Origin of the sequence: Tellurirhabdus rosea, assembly GCF_026278345.1 — a bacterium.
Lineage (GTDB): Bacteria > Bacteroidota > Bacteroidia > Cytophagales > Spirosomataceae > Tellurirhabdus > Tellurirhabdus rosea.
In genome coordinates this window covers 4,389,133-4,405,869 of sequence record NZ_CP111085.1, presented here as the reverse complement: position 1 = coordinate 4,405,869, position 16,737 = coordinate 4,389,133, and the positions used below count along the sequence as shown (strand labels likewise).

Below are 16,737 nucleotides of genomic sequence, written 5' to 3'. Positions count from 1 at the left end.
CATCGCTACTTTTTCAGCAGGTTGTTCTCCAGCACGTACTTCACGAGCGTGGCGGTGTTTCGGCATCCGAGTTTGTTAAGAATATTCTTCCTATGCGTATTGATCGTCAGAGGGCTTAAAAAAAGCCTTTCGGCAATTTGCTCGTTGGTGAGGCCGTCGATAATCAGCGCCGTCACTTCTTTTTCACGCTGGGTCAGTGGTTCTATGAGCGAAGCGGAGGTGTTTCGGCGCCCGGCCACGCCTTCGTAGAGGATCGCCGTCAGTTGTGGACTCAGATAAATATTCCCCTGCATAACCATTTCGAGGGCATACCGCAACTCAGCGATTCCGGTATTCTTCACCAGGTAGCCATCGGCTCCGGCCTGAAGCATCTGCCGGATGGTGCTGTAATCGCCCATCATGCTGACGGCAATAATTTTCGGCGACGTAGTGCCTTTTTTCAGCTGTCGGGTTGTGTCCAGGCCACCCATTTTCGGCATCTGAACGTCCATCAAAATGCAATCGACAGGCTGCCGATCCACAAACTCCAGCACCTCCAGCCCATCATGCGCTTCTCCGACGACCTGCCAGCCGTCGAGGCAGTCCAGCAAAATACGGAGCCCATCCAGAAACAGTTGGTGGTCATCGGCAAGCAACAGCGTACGAGGCATGTCCGTAGAATGTTTAGGAAAAGCCGGGTACGGTTTTGCGTAAAACCGTACCCGGCAGGCAAGCGACTGATTTTCCACAAAAGTTACTCAAAATAGGGGATTACTCATCCAGCCATGTTGTATGGATGTACACGTTCTGGCCATTTAAATGGTGTTGTTAGGCAGAAGGTTAGAACAAAAAGGCTGCAAATTTAACGCCCGATGCTCACGCCGCACCCATTGACGGCCCAGCGGCCGCGGTGTTGACCGGTAGTTGGAACTAAAGCGGGGTCACGGCATGAAAGGTGTTTAGTACAGTTTGAACGTACTGCAGCTGTTCGCTTCCACTTCGAACGTCGCGTCCCAGGTGTACACACCGTTCATTGAGGTAGCATTCAGCGAATGGCGCCCGGCCGTGCCGGTGTACACCAATTCTCCACCATCATTGTCGTTCCGGGCGCAGTCCGCTCCTCCCGACGTGTAGTATTTGGTAAGGGTGCCAATAGTACGGCCGTCTACTTTTACAATGACGCCTCCACCAGTAGTTCCCAAGACGGTATAGAACATAATCTCGCCGGTGTCTTCCTTGGGCGTAACCTCGTCATCTTTTTCGCATGAAGTCAGGGCGGTGAGCATTATCATGAGAAACAGTCGGCTCAGTAAACGAAGGTTAGTTTTCATACGTGTGAATGTTAAAAGGTGTTAGAATGCTGAAAATGTCAGTGATTGGACAGTTTAGGGACTACTTGCCACTTGAAGCGCCCCGGCTTGTTGAATTTTAGGTATGGCTTTTTGATTACGAGGCTGGCCAGCAGCATGCCGCTACCGGTTACGAAGACGGGCACTTCCCAGGTAAGCGGGTTTTCGTAGTACGTGTAGCCGTTGTAGGTATAAGACCCCTGATCTGCTTTGGCCCCCTGCGAAGCACCCGCAACAATCATGGCCAGTGCCCCACCGAAGCGCAGGATATTCTGGAGTGCATTCGACTGCTTATGTTTTATACCCGTAATGTTCCGAAACGGCATGTTGTACTCTGTACCGCCCGCTGTCAGCAAAAGGGTTTCGCGGGTGACGCCCAGAATACGATAGCTGGAAAAGTTGCCGCCGTAGCTGTCGTCATCGTTTTTGAGACGTACTTCGTCCCCTGCTTTAAACGTATACTGACGGCCACCGCTGAGCTTGGTTAGCACCAGTTGGTTGGCGGATCCGGACCTTTCCGTTTCTGGGGCCGCTTCCGAACCAGCCTCTGGGGGAGCCGGGGTGCCGGGAGTAGTCGAGGCCGTAAACGATTCGCTTTCGCCGTTGGCGTACACGACTACCGCAATTCGTTCTTTAAGCTGGCTGAAGATTGGGCCCGTCGGATTACTCATTTTGCGGTACCGGACTTCTTTTTCGGTTACTTCCGTAATGAGCGCTTCGATCACCGAATTATCACGCAGGTAAATGCGGTCAGCTTTGACTGCGTTCTCGGCAGGCCGGGGAGCATTCTGAGCCCGCGCCGACGGCATCCCGAACGTAAGCCAGGTGCCGGTAAGGAACCAGAGGCAATAACGTACTGCTTTCATGGCAATAGAGAGTAAAATGGTAGAGAAAGAATGTCAACCGGATACCTGCTGCACCCCTACTGCTCTGCCAGCAAGTGAGATTGCGGATGGTGGCGGATGATGGTTACAAAGCTCTCTCCCACCGGGCTGCCAAACATCATCTTAAAAGTGTAATTGAAAGCCTACTGGTTAAGGCGTAGAAACAGGGGGAAATCCATCGTTTCAAAACCGGAATTGCACCGTTTTGCAGGACTCCTGTTTTTCTGGGAAGACAAAGCGCCCGACGGCAGGTCGTCAGCCCTGCCAACTGCCTGGGCGACGTTCGGACGGCACACTAAAGTCGGGAGAAGATTGGCCCACCTGGTGAAGTTGTCGGAGTGACACTGCAATATTCCCAGAAAAGCCTTACTTTTCCAAAGAATCGTTGGCAGACCGTGCTTATTTCAAAATTTTGCATCATCTTGCCGGTTAAATTGCCAACTTTGCAATCAACAGCCACTGTCGTTGGAAAACATGAAAGAGTACATCCGACCGATTAACCGCCTTCTCGTTGCCAACCGGGGCGAAATTGCGATCCGTATCATGCGGGCCGCCACCGAGTTAGGCATCACTACCGTTGCCGTTTATACTTACGAAGATCGCTACTCGCTCCACCGGTACAAGGCGGATGAAGCGTACCAGATCGGCCGGGAAGACGAGCCGCTGAAGCCGTACCTCGACGTGGAAGGGCTGATTCTGCTGGCAAAACACAAGAAGGTTGACGCCATCCACCCCGGCTACGGCTTTCTCTCCGAAAATGTCAACCTGGCGCGGCGCTGCCGGGAAGAAGGCATTATTTTTGTCGGACCGACGCCCGAAGCGATGGAGGCCCTCGGCGATAAGGTCCGGGCCAAAAACCTAGCCATGAACGCCAACGTGCCGCTCATTCCGGATAGTCGGCTGGAGAACATGGACGTGGCGACGGCGACCTCCGAGGCGCACCGGATCGGATTCCCGGTGATGATCAAGGCGGCAGCGGGCGGTGGCGGACGCGGTATGCGCGTTGTCCGGAACCCGGACGACTTCGAAAAATCGTTCAACGAGGCCAAAAACGAAGCGAAAAACGCCTTCGGGGACGATACGATCTTCCTCGAAAAATTCATCGAGGACCCCAAACACATTGAAGTCCAGCTGCTCGGCGATACACACGGCAACATCGTTCACCTCTACGAACGCGACTGCTCCGTGCAGCGGCGGTTCCAGAAGGTCGTCGAGGTGGCCCCCTCGTTCGGACTACGGCAGGAAACCAAAAATAAACTCTACGAATACGCCCTCAAAATCGGTCGGCAGGCGAATTACTCCAATGCCGGGACGGTCGAGTTTCTGGTCGACAAGCACGAAAATATCTACTTCATCGAGGTTAACCCGCGGATTCAGGTCGAGCACACGATCACCGAAGAAGTGACGGGCATCGACCTTGTGCGGACGCAGCTGCTGGTGGCGATGGGCTACAAATTGTCGGACAACGGCATTTACATCAACCACCAGGATGAGATTCCGCTCAACGGCTACGCCATCCAGTGCCGCATCACGACCGAAGACCCCGCCAACGGCTTCAAGCCCGATTTCGGCACCATCATCGCCTACCGCAACGCGGCGGGCTTCGGCATCCGTCTGGACGAGGGCAGCTCCTACCCCGGCGTTAAGATTTCGCCTTATTTCGATTCGATGATTGTGAAGGTCTCGGCCCGCGGCCGGACGCTGAAAGGGGCCACCCAGCGCCTGAAACGGGCTCTGGTGGAGTTCCGGATCCGGGGCGTGAAGACCAACATTCCGTTCCTGATGAACGTCATCGACCACCCGATTTTCCAGCGGGGCGAGGCGCGCGTATCGTTCATCGAAAATCATCAGGAACTCTTTAACCTCCGCAAACCGAAAGACCGCTCGACTCGCGCCCTGAAGTACCTGGGCGAAGTGATCGTGAACGGAAACCCGGAAGTTAAAGTCAAACAGGAGAAGGTTTTCCGGACACCCGTAGTCCCCCTTTTCGACCGCTACGCCCCCTATCCGAAAGGCAGCAAAGACCTCCTGAAGGAGATGGGCCGCGAGAAGTTCATGGAGTACGTCCGCGATCAGAAAGGCATTCTGTATACCGATACGACTTTCCGCGACGGCCACCAGTCCTTGCTGGCAACCCGCGTCCGGACTCGCGACATGATGACGGTGGCGGAAGGCTTCGCCAAAGCCCATCCGGAACTGTTCTCGATGGAAGTCTGGGGCGGCGCAACTTTCGACGTGGCGATGCGCTTCCTGTACGAGAGTCCGTGGGAACGGCTGCAGCTTTTCCGCGAGGCCATGCCCAACCAGTTGCTCCAGATGCTGTTCCGCGGCTCCAACGCCGTGGGCTATTCGGCTTATCCGGACAATCTGATTGAAAAGTTTGTCGAAAAATCCTGGGAATCGGGCATCGACGTCTTCCGCATCTTCGATTCGCTGAACTGGGTCGAGGCGATGAAGGTCAGCATCCGGGCCGTACGCGAACGCACGGACGCCATCGCCCAGGCCGCCATCTGCTACACGGGCGACATGCTGAATCCGAAGCAGCAGAAGTATACGCTACAATATTACCTCGACATGGCCCGCCAGCTCGAAGACGAGGGCGCGCACATGCTGGCCATCAAGGACATGGCCGGGCTGTTGAAACCGCTGGCCGCCGAAGTGCTCGTGCGCGAGCTTAAGGAGGCCGTCAGCATTCCCATTCACCTGCACACGCACGATACGGCCGCCATTCAGTCGTCTACCTACCTGAGGGCTGTCGGCGCGGGTGTAGACGTGATCGACTGTTCGCTCGGTGCCCTTTCGGGCCTGACCGCCCAGCCGAACTTCAACTCGGTGGTGGCGATGCTGCAGGGCCACGAGCGCGAAAGCAAGATCAACCTGGAGTCGCTGAACGCCTATTCCAATTACTGGGAAGACGTGCGAGAATGGTACTACCCGTTTGAGTCCGGCATGAAAGCGGGCAGCGCGGAAGTGTACGAAAACGAGATTCCGGGGGGGCAATATTCCAACCTCAAACCGCAGGCCATCGCGCTCGGGTTGGGCGATAAGTTCGAGACGCTGAAAAAGAACTACGCCGTGGTCAACCGGATGTTCGGCGATATCGTGAAGGTAACGCCGTCGTCGAAAGTCGTGGGCGACATGGCGCTGTTCATGACTTCCAACAACCTGTCCGAAAAAGACGTGATGGAGCGCGGGGCCTCGCTTTCGTTCCCCGAATCGGTCAAAGGTTTCTTCAAAGGCGAACTCGGCCAGCCCTACGGCGGCTTCCCGAAAGAATTGCAGGAAATTGTGCTGAAAGGCGAAACCCCGTACGAAGGCCGCCCCAACGAACACCTCGCCCCGGTGGATTTTGACGCCGACTTTCAGGCATTTGCCGAAAAATTCCCGCAGAACGAAGGCTTCCTCGATTACCTCTCGTACAAGATGTACCCCAAAGTGTACGAGGAATATTACAAAGCCATCGAGCAGTACGGCGACGTCAGCATCATTCCGACGCCGGCGTTCTTCTACGGCCTGAAGCAGAACGAGGAAATCCTGATCGAGATCGACGAAGGCAAAAACATCCTCGTCCGGCTCCTGTTCGTTTCGGAACCGAACGACCAGGGCATGCGGACCGTTACGTTCGAACTCAACGGCCAGAGCCGCCAGGTGCCGATCCGCGACCGCTCGCTGAAAATCGACCGGCCGCAGAACCAGAAGGTCGGGAAAGCCGGTGACGTGGGCGCTCCCCTGCAGGGCCGTCTGACGCGGATTCTGGTCAAGCCTGGCGACACGGTGAAGAAGAACCAGCCGCTGTTTGTGATTGAAGCCATGAAAATGGAAAGCATCGTGGCCGCACAGGGCCCCGGCACGGTCAAGCAGGTACTGCTGAAAGAAGGCACCGTGGTGGAGCAGGACGACTGGGTCGTTGAACTGGCGTAACGCGGTTTTCCGATAAAAGCGACGGGCACGGTCTTTTGACCGTGCCCGTTTTGCTTTACTCCTGATGCACGTCTCTGAAGCGCAGCATCTCGCCCAGCTTCAGTTCTTTTTCCTCATCAAAACCGCAGGACGACTTAAATTCCTTTGGGTTCTGATACGTCCCGAAGAGCATATCCCACCAGACAATATCGCCGTAGTTGTTGGTGTGCTTGTTGTATTCGTGGTGAATGCGATGCATTTCCGGGCGTTGGAAAATGTAACCAATCCACTGCGGAGTCCGGACGTTGGTATGGTAGAAAAACTCACCCAGAGCCGTACAAAGCGTATAAATGCCTCCCGCCTCCAGATCCAGCCCGAGCAGCGTATAGACCAGCAGACTGCCGATGATCGAATTAACCGTCATTTCGAGCGGGTGTTTGTAGAACGACGTGATGACCTCAATTCGCTGCGGGCTATGGTGAATCTGGTGAAAGTGTTTCCAAAGAAAATCGACGGTATGCCGCCAGCGGTGCCACCAGTAAAAGACGAACGTAGCGATGACGTAAGCCAGCACGCCCCCGCCAACTGGCCCGACATGATCGGAAAGGTGAAATACCGAATAGGCGGAAAGCCATTTTTCCCAGCTGATGCCTGCCAGCAGGACGACAATCAATTGGACAAAGTTGATGGCCAGCACCCGGATCGTCCAGGTCGGAACGGCGGGTAATTTCCAGCCGGGAACGAGGCGTTCGAGCAGGAAACAGAACGCGAACGTAGCAAAGATGATTGGTAACATGGTTTAAGAATGAGTTGGTTGCCAATTCAAACCTCCCCCATTTTTCATTTCCAATCCTTGACAAATATCAATTTCGTCCGTCGCCGGCAAACGGTTGAGAAAGGCAGAAATGAAGTTGCACGATGGTTCGTCAGGCAGCGACTCTCGCGCTATTGCAAATACCTGCAATTATAGTAACTTACTACAAACAAACCTTTTATCCTTATGGAAGGCCAATCTTACCACAATCCGCCCCCACCTCCCCCCTATTCTTCCCTGAGCCAGTCGGACGAACGGATGTGGGGAATGTTTTGCCACCTTAGCGCCCTGGCGGGCTTCCTCATTCCGTTCGGAAACATCATTGGTCCGTTGATTGTCTGGCAAACGCAGAAAGATAAATCCGCCTTTGTGGACTTTCACGGCAAAGAGTCCCTGAATTTCCAGATCACCATGACCATCGCTTACGCGGTCTGCTTTCTGCTCTTCATCATTGCCATCGGTGTTTTTATCCTGCCGATTGTAGCCGTGGTGAGTCTGGTGCTGTTTGTCATTGCCTCCATCAAAGCCAACAACGGCGAGTACTATAAATATCCGTTTACGATCCGGTTTATTCAGTAAACCGCAGGTTTCGGGGAACAGCGTTCCTGAGTGGCAAAGCGTTTTCGGAACGAAACGTTGGCCCTTCGGGAACGCTGTTCGTTTCCCGGCCGGGCGTTTTTACACCGCTTCCGCCTTAAATCCGGCTTCGGTCACGGCCTTCACGACATCAGCCCCGGTTGCTCCGGCCGTTTCGACGGTCAGCGTGCGCTCGGGGCTTTTCAGGTCTACATCCCAGCTCTCAATTCCCGTGACATTGTTCAGGTGCGGCGTAACGGTCGCCAGACAGGCCCCGCATTTTATGGTTGTTTTGAACTTAAGTGTGCTCATCCCTTTTCCTGGTTATTTAGTTTTTTAACAGGACAAAGGTAACAACGGTTCGGCCTTCGGTTCGTACAGGATTTTTCCGAACTTGTGCACCATTTTGCGAAGTACATGAAACACTTACATTACCGATTGGCTTGCGGGAGGAAATGGACCCTTCCGGCTGTTATCTTCTTTTGTTTACTACTGGGACCCACGCAGGCGCTGCGGGCGCAACAAAACCGATGGGGAAGCTGGGGAATTCTAACCGTTCAACTGCCGGGCGGACCCAAAGGCTGGGGCGGTTTTGCAGAAGCGCAGGTCCGGATGGTCGGCGTTCTCCGGGATTTCAATTATTACGAATACAAGGGCGGCATCAGCTACGACATCAGTAAAAACTTCACCGTCCTGCTGGGCGTCGGCCGCTACACCACCTACCAGGTGGACGAATACGATTCGCCTTTGACGCGGGAAACGCGGCTCTGGCAGCAGTTGACGCAAAGCCAGAACATCGGTCGGCTGAAGTTCGAGCATCGGTACCGGGTTGAACAGCGCTGGCTCACGCACCGCGACCGGGACGAGTACCGCAACCGCATCCGCTACCGCCTGAACCTGCAGATTCCGCTGAACAACGAGGAAATCGAGGCCAAAACCTGGTTTGTTTCGACCTACAACGAGATTTTCCTCAACCCAAATCTCCAGCCCTTCGAGCGGAACCGCCTGTACGCCGGGCTGGGCTACGAACTTTCCCCCGAATGGATTCTGCAGGCTGGCTGGCTCAACCAGTACGACTACTCCCCCGGTACACCCCGTCACAAAAACAACCTCGTCCTGACGGCCGTATTCCGCATCCCCCGGTCGCATACGGGCATCCTGCGGCTACCGACGCCGTTTGATTGAATGGTTGATTGGTTGAATGATTGATTGGCTGAATGGCTGAATGGTTAATTTGTTAAATGACTGAATGGTTGAATAGCTCCGCTTAGCTAACCTCTGCGGAGCCATTCAACCATTCAACCTTTCAAAACCAGGGTCTTCGGACTTTGAATTCTTTTTTCAGTCCCCGGATCAGCAGGAAGGCGCCGAGGAGGCCGAAGATGATGGCGAGGAGATTGATTTTGAGCAGGGCGAAGATAACGGCGACCAGAATGACCGGCACGGAGGCTTTCAGCGACCAGTGGATGCGCTGCCACCAGTTCAGTTTCGGGCGGGGCTTGAGGCCGAGAATTTCCCGCAGAGTCTTTTTTTCGCCTGTCCGGGCCTTCGGCTTCGGGCGCGGCTGCGCTTCCACTTCAGATGAGGACGTGGCGGCGGAAGTATGGAGCAGACTGGCGACATGACGGGCGTGCTGCCGGATGCGGCCGGAAGGCTCGGAGGGTTTCAGGGGCAGTATGGAAGCGACGGCTTCCGGGGCGGGTTCGGGCAGGGCCGCTGAGTCGGCAAGGAGGCTAACCCAGTCGGAAGAGTCCGTCAGGACAGGGGTCGGAGCCGGTTGGGGGGCAATGCGGGCGGAAGGCTGCCGGAAGGTTTCAACCGGCATTCGCTGGTAAAGGGCGTGCGGGCGGTGGCAGGAAACGGCAAAAAGACAGCAAATCAGAAGGGCAAAGAAGGCGTTTTTCATCAATAATTCTGCGATTCTTGTGCAAGAAGGATGTTCCTAGAACGAATTTACGTATACTCCAAGTATGAAGTATGTTCTCTGCCTTCTGCTTTTTATCCTGACCCCTGACCTGCGCGCCCAAAACGCCGTTCCGGTCGCCGTTCGGGTGCTGGAAGCGGCGACCGGCAAGCCCACGCCCGTGCGGGTCCGGATCACCCGGGTGGGCCGACCGTTTCCCGGCCTGCCCGCAGAGGCGCTCGCCGTCATGTACGGACTCTGGGACCATGCCGACGGCTACGGTTTTCAGCCGGACAGTTCGTTTTACACTTCAGGCACGTTCCGGCTCAGCCTGCCGCCCGGCCCCTATCAGCTGACCCTGTCCAAAGGCCCTGAATTTCTCGACCAGCAACACGAACTGGTGGTCAGGGCCGCCAACCCGCTCAGCCGGACGTTCTCGATGAAACGCTGGATCGACATGGCGGCGCGCGGGTGGTACTCGGCCGACGACCACATCCACATCCGGCGATCGCCGCGCGAAAACCCCATTCTCCTCGACTGGCTGCGGGCCGAAGACCTCAACGTGGGCGTGCTGCTGAAGATGGGCGATTTCTGGGAGACCTATTACCCGCAATACGCCTTCGGGACGTCCGGCAATTACCAGAAAGGCAATTTTCTCCTGACGTCCGGCCAGGAAGACCCGCGCACGCCCGAACTGGGCCACGCGCTGGGGCTGGGCGCCGACAAATCGGTCCGGTACCGGGACGATTATTACTATTACGACAAAGTGTTCGACGAACTGCACCGCCGCGGCGGGCTGACCGGGTACGCCCACCAGGCCGAATCCTTTCACGGGTATCGCGGCCTGACGCTCGACGGACTGCGCCGGAAGGTCGATCTGCTCGAAATTCTTCAGTTCTGCCACGATGAGCAGCCGCTGCGAACCGCCCATTTTTATCACCTGCTGGACCTGGGGTACGCCCTGACCGCCGTGGCCGGTTCGGATTTTCCCTGGTGCGGGCACGACCACCAGCACGGCCCCGCCGAACGGACGGCCCGCATCGGCAACGCCCGGTTCTACACGCATCTCGACGGCCCGTTTACCTACGAAAAATGGCTTCAGGGCGTCCGACGCGGCCATACATTTGCTACCACGGGGCCTATGCTGCACCTGCGGGTCGGTGAGGCCATGCCGGGCGACACCCTCCGCCCTGCGCCGGGCGACTCGCTGACGATCACCGCTCAGGCGTTCGGGCACCGGGGCAAGGTCCCGCTGGAGCGGCTCGAAATCGTCGGGCACGGGCAGGTGCTGGCCTCGGTCAGCACCGGGGCGCCGGAACAAACCGCCGAAAACCTCACGCTGCGCTTTCGTTACAAGCCGGAGCATGGCCTGTGGCTGGCGGCCCGTTGCTACGCCGGTCCGCAGCAGATTGCCCACACCACACCCGTCTACATCAGCCTGAACGGAAGCGGTTTTCACAACCCCGCCACCGTCAGGCAGTACCTGGACCTCAGCGAGCGTTATTTGCAGGAAATCGAAAAAGAGCTGGATCAGGAGCGCGACAAACCGGAATTCCGGGCCTGGTATTACCGAAAAGGCCTGAAGGAACGAATCGCAGAAACCCGGCGGATTGTGGAGGAGTTGAGGGGAAAGCTGAAGTAAATAGCGAATTAGCGGTCCGCCGCAGCGGTGAATAGCGAATTAGCGAATAGGCTCCGCCGAGCCAGCAATTCTGACAAAGCGGAGCCTATTCGCTAATTCACTATTCATTTTCCACCGTCTCTCCCTGCCGGATCGGTACTTTCCGGACGGTTCGGAACCTGGCCAGTTCCTGCATGGAGAACGAGCGGACAATCGGGTAGGAGAATCGGGTCATCCAGGAGAGCAGTTTGCCGTACAGCGGCATCACAATCAGCTCCCGGTTCTCGGCTACGCCTTTCAGCAACTGCTCGACGGCCTCCTCCACCGGAATCTTTTTGACCTGATTCAGCGCCATCAATTCGTCAAACGAGGCGCCGGAGTAGAGTGATGATTCGTAGATATTGGTCGAGATGTAGCCGGGGCAGAACGCCGATACCCGGACGCCCAGGTCCTTCCCTTCCAGCCGCAGCGCCCGCGAGAAGGCGACGACCGCGTGTTTGGTGGTCAGGTAGGGCACCAGCACCGGCGCATACGTCAGGCCCGCCAGCGAAGCGGTCGTTACGATATGACCGAACCCCTGCTCGACCATCACTTTGTACGCCTCGGTAGCGGTGTAAATGACGCCGTTGAGGTTGACGCTCAGGACCCGCTCCCAGTCTTCGATGGGAATGTCGCGGACCTCGCCCGCCACCCCGATTCCGGCGTTGCAGAAGGCATAATCCAGTCGTTTGTAATTATTCACGCAGTAGCGGATGAGCGTCCGTACGGCATGATAATCCGTCACGTCCAGCCGAAAATACTCGGCTTTCCCGCCCTGCTGCCGGATTTCTTCGGCGAGGGCTTCCACACCAGACTCGTTCACGTCCGTGGCGATTACCATCGCACCGCGCGCCGCCAGTTGAAGGGCTGCCGTACGACCGATTCCGGAGGCAGCACCTGTAATAAAAGCAACTTTCTGGTAAAATGTGCTCATAGGCGAACTGTTTATGGATTAAACTCCGAATAAGTTAGACAAAAATGGCGTCCCGGTAAAGTAAAAATCCAGATACTTAGCCACGAGCATCAACGAAGGATTGTCTGATAATAAAAGAGCAGCCGGAGGTCCAGCTGCTCTTCATGCTTAAAACAGGTGTAGGGTCAATATCCCTGGTTCTGAGTCAGTTCCTTGTTGGTATCAATTTCCCGCTGCGGGATGGGCAGAATCAGGTTATTGGCACTGAAGGCCGTACTGCCAACGCTGGCCCCGGTCCGTTTTACGTCGTGAATCTGCTGGCCTTCGAAAGCCAGTTCCAGACGGCGCTCGGTCAGGACAGAAGCCAGCGTTACGGCTGTCAGCGGAGCCGCGCCCGCCCGTGCGCGAATGGCGTTTACATCCGCCAGCGGCGTGGCCCCCACGGCGGCATTCAGCCGGACGTTGGCCTCGGCCCGGATGAGGTGCATTTCGGCCAGACGCACCACCGGAACATCACCGAAACGGTCGTTGAACTTGTTGGTAAACGTATTCTGGCCTGTCGTGGTGAAGAACGTTCCGCGCACGTCACCCGCGGCAAACTGCTGCCGGTATTTCTGCTGAACCCGTACGTCGCCCCGGCCCTGGTTGGTGGTGGAGGCAAAATAGGTGTTCAGGTCGTTGACGCCATCCTGATCGGTTACGATAATCTTGAACACCGTCTCCGGGCTGGCGTCGGTAAACGCTTCGGCATACGACGGCGCCAGCGAATACTGGCCGGAGGTAATCACCCGGTTGGCGGCGTCCCGGGCGGCCGCAAAATTGCCCTGCTGCAGGTACACCCGGGCCAGAATGGCCTGAGCCGCACCTTTCGTGGCAAAACCCGTCCCCCCGGTCTGACGGGCGGGCAGCAGTTGCTCGGCTTTGGTCAGGTCGTCGAGGACCTGGGTGTACACTTCGGCTACGGTATTCCGCTTGCGGTTGTCGGCTTCCGTGACCGCGCTGGTCGGTGTCAGCACCAGCGGGACGCCGGGGTTCTGGGCCGGGGTGCCGTCGTTCCAGCTTTTTCCGAAGAAGCGAACGAGGTCAAAATACACCAGTCCGCGGATGAAACGGGCCTGTCCTTCAATATTGCCCCGGTTGGCCTCCCCCACTTTGCTGAGGGCGTTCAGGACGTTGTTGGCCCGGTTGATGGCGTTGTAGCTGTCGAGCCAGAAATCACGAACCACCGTGTTGGACGTGGTGATGGACTTGCGCCAGATTTCGTCCAGCGTGGTAAAGGTGCCGCCGAAGACTACGTCCCGGTCGTCGCCCAGCAGGTCGCCCATATACTGGATGCCGCCGCCGTAGACATTGACATCGGAGATGCCGTCGTACGTCCCGGTGAGGGTAATCTGTACGTCCTGTTCGGTAGCCAGGGCCGTGCCGGCTTCAATACTCTGGGTTGGCTGTACGTCCAGCCGGCTGTCGCAGGCCGTCACCAGAAACGTGGTAGCGCCGGCCAGCAACAGGATTTTGATGGATTTATTCATAATGCTAAAGTTCGTTTGTCCGGAAAATTAGAAACCAATGTTGATGCCTCCCGTGATGGTCCGCGCCTGCGGAGCCGTGTAGAAATCATAGCCAAGCGCAATGTTGGTGACAATATCGTCGGCGTTCACTTCCGGATCCCAGCCCGCATAGTTCGTAAACGTCAGCAGGTTCTGCCCCGTCACAAACAGCCGGACATTGTTGAGCTTCACGCGGTTGATGAGGGCTTTCGGCAATTGGTAAGCCAGCGTTACGTTGCGAAGACGAACGTAGGAGCCATCCAGAATAAAGCGGCTCGACGGCTGAGCTCCATTGTTGAAGAACAGCCGGGCCTCGGGCACGTTGGTATTGGGGTTCTGCGGCGTCCAGGCGGCCAGCTGGTCGACCGTCTGGTTGTCTTCAAAACGGCCGTTCGCCGACGAGAAGCGACCCACGCCGTAGAAGTTGATCTTGTTGCCGAATACGCCGTTGAAGAAGACACTCAGGCTCAGCCCTTTGTAGCTCAGCGTATTGGTGACGCCACCCTGCCACTTCGGCAGCGGGTTGCCGACCACCACGCGCTGCGCCTGGTTGTAGCGGTTGGTCGTCGTGCGGTCCACGGAGCCGTCCGGATTGGCCGTATTCTTAAACCACAGAGCATCGCCGTTGGCGGGGTCCACCCCGGCGTATTCCGCCGTAAAGAACACGCCCAGCGGCTGGCCTTCCACGGCCCGGCTCATGGAGCTTAGACCGCCCTCGATGACCTGGTCCTGCAGGTCGGTGATCTTATTGCGGTTGGTCGAGAAGTTGAGGCTCGTCGACCAGCGCAGGGCACCGGTCAGGTTTTCGGTATTCAGCACAAATTCAAAGCCTTTGTTCTCCAGCTTACCGACGTTCTTGAACTGCGTCGCGAAGCCCGTCGTGCCGGGCACGTTTACGTTCAGCAGCAGGCCGGAGGTTTGTTTGTTGTAGTAGTCAATTTCCCCGTTGATCCGGTTGTTGAGCAGACCAAAGTCAACGCCGATGTCAAACTGGTCGGTCTGCTCCCAGCGCAGGTCCGGGTTAGCCAGTTGGGAAGGCCGCTGACCGGGCAGGGCGGCATAACCGGCATCGCCCGTAAACAGGCCCAGCTGCGGGAAATTCAGCGTCGCGGTGTTGGCGGCGTTCTGGATGTCGGCATTCCCCGTCCGGCCGTAGCTCGAACGGACTTTCAGGAAGCTGATGGTTCCGTTGTTTTTCAGGAAATCCTCCTCGGACAGCACCCAGCCTGCCGAAACGGCCGGGAAGAACCCGTAGCGGCTGTCCTGCCCGAAACGCGACGAGCCGTCCACGCGGGCGCTTACGCCCAGCAGATACCGGTCGGCAAATTTGTAGTTGGCACGGGCGAAATACGAGACAAAGCGGAAATCCGCCTGGGTCGAGTTTCCATCCGTTTTGCGGGCCGCGCTGATGATCATGCGGTAGGCGTCCGACGGGAAATCCTGTCCTTCGATGTAGTTCCGCTTATCCAGCGACTGCTGGTACGACATACCCAGGGTGGCGTCGAGGGCGTGGCGGCCGAAGCCCGTGTTGTAGAGGAAGAAATTGTTGGTGTTGTAGTTTTCCACCCGAACGTAGCGGTTCTGGCCCAGGCCCTGCGGAGCGTTGAAGTTCCGCTGCGTCTTGCTGTTGTAGTACAGTTCCTCCTGCTGGTTGAGCACGTCCAGACCGAACTCCGAACGGAATGTCAGGCCCTTCAGGATGTCGAGCTGGCCGTAGAGGCTGCTGATGTTGCGGTACACCGTGGTGTTGTAATAGGCGTTTCCGATGTTGATCAGCGGGTTGTAGTAAACCGGAATGCTGATGTCGCCCGGCGGCATACCAACCGGCAGTCCGGTCTGGGGATCGGTGGCCGGCGTCATCGGCGGCAGGGCCACCATCTGCATCGGGTTATCAAACTGCCGGTCGCCCGAAATCCGCTCGTTCAGCGTGCGGCTCAGGCCGGTATTGAAGCCGATGCGCACCCGGTTCGAAATCCGGTGATCGAGGTTGATGCGGCCCGAGTAGCGTTGCAGGGCGTTGCCGATCAGAATGCCTTTCTGGTCCAGAATCTGGCCCGAGAGGTAAAACGTCGTCTTTTCGTTGCCACCGTTGACGTTCAGGTCGTACTGCTGGAAAGGCGCGTCCTGAAACGCCAGCGCGCCCCAGTCCGTGCTGGCCTGATTTTGGGTGCCGAAGGTTCCGAGGCCCTGCGTTTCAAAGAACTGCTCCATGTACGAAGTGTACGAATCCGGGTCCTTCGGGTCCAGTTCATCAATGCGGTCCGAATTGGCCGCCGCCTGCCGGTAGAAGTTGACGTATTGTTCGGTATTCAGGAAATCAACCTTTTTGGTGGGGGTGCTGGCCCCGTACTGCGCTCCGAAATTGACATTGGTCCGACCGGCCTTTCCGCGCCGCGTGGTGATGAGCACCACCCCGTTGGCCGCCCGGGCACCGTAGATGGCTCCCGCGCTGGCATCTTTCAGAATTTCGATGGATTCAATGTCCTGCGGGTTGATGTCCGACAACGGGTTGGTGTTCCCGCCCGACAAGGCGAGGTTTTCGGTCGTCACCGGAATCCCGTCCACGACGTACAGCGGCTGGTTGGAGGCCGATACGGAAGACTGGCCCCGGACGCGCACCTGAATGCCCTGGCCGAGTTTGCCGCTGCCTGCGTTGACCTGCACCCCGGCGGCCTTTCCCTGAATCGCCTGGTCGAGCGAAGTCACGGGCTGGTCCTGGATATCTGCCGGGCGGATTTTGGCAATATTCCCCGTTAATTCCCGCTTGATCTGCTGGCCGTACCCCGTCACGATGACTTCATTCAGGTTGCGGATGTCCGCTTTCAGGGCCACATTGATTACGGAGCGGTTATTGACCTTCTCTTCCAGCGAGGCAAAGCCGATAAAGCTGAAGACAAGCGTTGCGTCGTCGGCGGCGTTGATGCGGTAATTGCCGGACTCATCGGTCAGCGTTCCCTGAGTACTGCCAAGCACCGTTACCGACACACCCGGCAGGGAACTTCCGTCATCGGATGAAGTGACACGGCCGGTCACCGCTCTTGTTTGTGCATGCGCCCCAAGTGCTGTCAGGATTGTCAGCATCAGCAGGCCATAGCGTAGAATTCTTTTCATTTGACAATGGATTAAATTAGATGGATAGGGAAGCACTTTATTTTGTCAGAAAGCTTAATTAAAAATTAATAAGTCGGATTGTCAACAAATTGCCATTTAAT

13 protein-coding genes are annotated in these 16,737 nt (G+C 56.9%); 4 read left to right on the top strand and 9 right to left on the bottom strand.

Annotated elements, in window-relative coordinates; all coding sequences use genetic code 11:
- Window positions 1-5: 5 nt before the first annotated feature.
- The 3 genes from ORG26_RS18720 to ORG26_RS18710 form a co-directional block, all read right to left on the bottom strand.
- On the bottom strand, window positions 6-650 hold the full coding sequence (locus ORG26_RS18720) for a response regulator (protein ID WP_266364479.1): 645 nt from the start codon (window positions 648-650) through the stop codon (window positions 6-8).
- A gap of 288 nt (window positions 651-938) precedes the next feature.
- A complete protein-coding gene (locus ORG26_RS18715; protein ID WP_266364477.1) occupies window positions 939-1,310 on the bottom strand; it encodes a hypothetical protein in 372 nt (123 codons plus the stop codon).
- A gap of 38 nt (window positions 1,311-1,348) precedes the next feature.
- Window positions 1,349-2,194 carry a hypothetical protein gene (locus tag ORG26_RS18710; protein ID WP_266364475.1) on the bottom strand — a complete coding sequence of 282 codons (846 nt, stop codon included), beginning with the start codon at window positions 2,192-2,194 and terminating at the stop codon, window positions 1,349-1,351.
- A gap of 492 nt (window positions 2,195-2,686) precedes the next feature.
- Here ORG26_RS18710 and ORG26_RS18705 point away from each other — a divergent pair, with 492 nt between their 5' ends.
- Entirely contained in the window at window positions 2,687-6,133 is a 3,447-nt protein-coding gene (locus ORG26_RS18705) for a pyruvate carboxylase (protein ID WP_266364473.1), read from the top strand.
- A gap of 55 nt (window positions 6,134-6,188) precedes the next feature.
- Here ORG26_RS18705 and ORG26_RS18700 read toward each other — a convergent pair whose 3' ends face one another.
- A complete protein-coding gene (locus ORG26_RS18700) occupies window positions 6,189-6,908 on the bottom strand; it encodes a sterol desaturase family protein (RefSeq protein WP_266364471.1) in 720 nt (239 codons plus the stop codon).
- Between the two features lie 204 nt (window positions 6,909-7,112).
- On the opposite strand from ORG26_RS18700, the gene ORG26_RS18695 reads away from it, so the two are divergent.
- Window positions 7,113-7,505 carry a DUF4870 domain-containing protein gene (locus ORG26_RS18695; RefSeq protein ID WP_266364469.1) on the top strand — a complete coding sequence of 131 codons (393 nt, stop codon included), beginning with the start codon at window positions 7,113-7,115 and terminating at the stop codon, window positions 7,503-7,505.
- 99 nt (window positions 7,506-7,604) lie between these two features.
- Here ORG26_RS18695 and ORG26_RS18690 read toward each other — a convergent pair whose 3' ends face one another.
- Entirely contained in the window at window positions 7,605-7,814 is a 210-nt protein-coding gene (locus ORG26_RS18690; protein ID WP_266364467.1) for a heavy-metal-associated domain-containing protein, read from the bottom strand.
- Window positions 7,815-7,919: 105 nt separating this feature from the next.
- Here ORG26_RS18690 and ORG26_RS18685 point away from each other — a divergent pair, with 105 nt between their 5' ends.
- Window positions 7,920-8,687 (top strand): DUF2490 domain-containing protein, encoded by a 768-nt coding sequence (locus tag ORG26_RS18685; protein WP_266364466.1) that lies wholly within the window; start codon window positions 7,920-7,922, stop codon window positions 8,685-8,687.
- A 121-nt stretch (window positions 8,688-8,808) separates the two neighbouring features.
- Here the strand turns inward: ORG26_RS18685 and ORG26_RS18680 are convergent, their stop codons facing one another.
- Entirely contained in the window at window positions 8,809-9,408 is a 600-nt protein-coding gene (locus tag ORG26_RS18680; RefSeq protein WP_266364464.1) for a hypothetical protein, read from the bottom strand.
- A 64-nt stretch (window positions 9,409-9,472) separates the two neighbouring features.
- On the opposite strand from ORG26_RS18680, the gene ORG26_RS18675 reads away from it, so the two are divergent.
- Window positions 9,473-11,047 (top strand): CehA/McbA family metallohydrolase, encoded by a 1,575-nt coding sequence (locus tag ORG26_RS18675; RefSeq protein WP_266364462.1) that lies wholly within the window; start codon window positions 9,473-9,475, stop codon window positions 11,045-11,047.
- 100 nt (window positions 11,048-11,147) lie between these two features.
- On the opposite strand, the gene ORG26_RS18670 is transcribed toward ORG26_RS18675, so the two are convergent.
- From ORG26_RS18670 to ORG26_RS18660, 3 genes are all read right to left on the bottom strand, one after another.
- Window positions 11,148-11,999, bottom strand: coding sequence for an SDR family NAD(P)-dependent oxidoreductase (locus ORG26_RS18670; RefSeq protein WP_266364460.1), 852 nt, complete (start codon window positions 11,997-11,999; stop codon window positions 11,148-11,150).
- Between the two features lie 164 nt (window positions 12,000-12,163).
- Window positions 12,164-13,507 (bottom strand): RagB/SusD family nutrient uptake outer membrane protein, encoded by a 1,344-nt coding sequence (locus ORG26_RS18665; RefSeq protein WP_266364458.1) that lies wholly within the window; start codon window positions 13,505-13,507, stop codon window positions 12,164-12,166.
- 27 nt (window positions 13,508-13,534) lie between these two features.
- Complete coding sequence (locus ORG26_RS18660; RefSeq protein WP_266364456.1) at window positions 13,535-16,636, bottom strand: SusC/RagA family TonB-linked outer membrane protein; 3,102 nt, start codon at window positions 16,634-16,636, stop codon at window positions 13,535-13,537.
- Window positions 16,637-16,737: the final 101 nt, after the last annotated feature.

What these genes read in the sequence shown, in the direction of transcription:
- ORG26_RS18720 (WP_266364479.1), bottom strand. Translation starts at nt 650, where the DNA reads ATGCCTCGTACGCTGTTGCTTGCCGATGACCACCAACTGTTTCTGGAT.
- ORG26_RS18715 (WP_266364477.1), bottom strand. Translation starts at nt 1,310, where the DNA reads ATGAAAACTAACCTTCGTTTACTGAGCCGACTGTTTCTCATGATAATG.
- ORG26_RS18710 (WP_266364475.1), bottom strand. Translation starts at nt 2,194, where the DNA reads ATGAAAGCAGTACGTTATTGCCTCTGGTTCCTTACCGGCACCTGGCTT.
- ORG26_RS18705 (WP_266364473.1), top strand. Translation starts at nt 2,687, where the DNA reads ATGAAAGAGTACATCCGACCGATTAACCGCCTTCTCGTTGCCAACCGG.
- ORG26_RS18700 (WP_266364471.1), bottom strand. Translation starts at nt 6,908, where the DNA reads ATGTTACCAATCATCTTTGCTACGTTCGCGTTCTGTTTCCTGCTCGAA.
- ORG26_RS18695 (WP_266364469.1), top strand. Translation starts at nt 7,113, where the DNA reads ATGGAAGGCCAATCTTACCACAATCCGCCCCCACCTCCCCCCTATTCT.
- ORG26_RS18690 (WP_266364467.1), bottom strand. Translation starts at nt 7,814, where the DNA reads ATGAGCACACTTAAGTTCAAAACAACCATAAAATGCGGGGCCTGTCTG.
- ORG26_RS18685 (WP_266364466.1), top strand. Translation starts at nt 7,920, where the DNA reads ATGAAACACTTACATTACCGATTGGCTTGCGGGAGGAAATGGACCCTT.
- ORG26_RS18680 (WP_266364464.1), bottom strand. Translation starts at nt 9,408, where the DNA reads ATGAAAAACGCCTTCTTTGCCCTTCTGATTTGCTGTCTTTTTGCCGTT.
- ORG26_RS18675 (WP_266364462.1), top strand. Translation starts at nt 9,473, where the DNA reads ATGAAGTATGTTCTCTGCCTTCTGCTTTTTATCCTGACCCCTGACCTG.
- ORG26_RS18670 (WP_266364460.1), bottom strand. Translation starts at nt 11,999, where the DNA reads ATGAGCACATTTTACCAGAAAGTTGCTTTTATTACAGGTGCTGCCTCC.
- ORG26_RS18665 (WP_266364458.1), bottom strand. Translation starts at nt 13,507, where the DNA reads ATGAATAAATCCATCAAAATCCTGTTGCTGGCCGGCGCTACCACGTTT.
- ORG26_RS18660 (WP_266364456.1), bottom strand. Translation starts at nt 16,636, where the DNA reads ATGAAAAGAATTCTACGCTATGGCCTGCTGATGCTGACAATCCTGACA.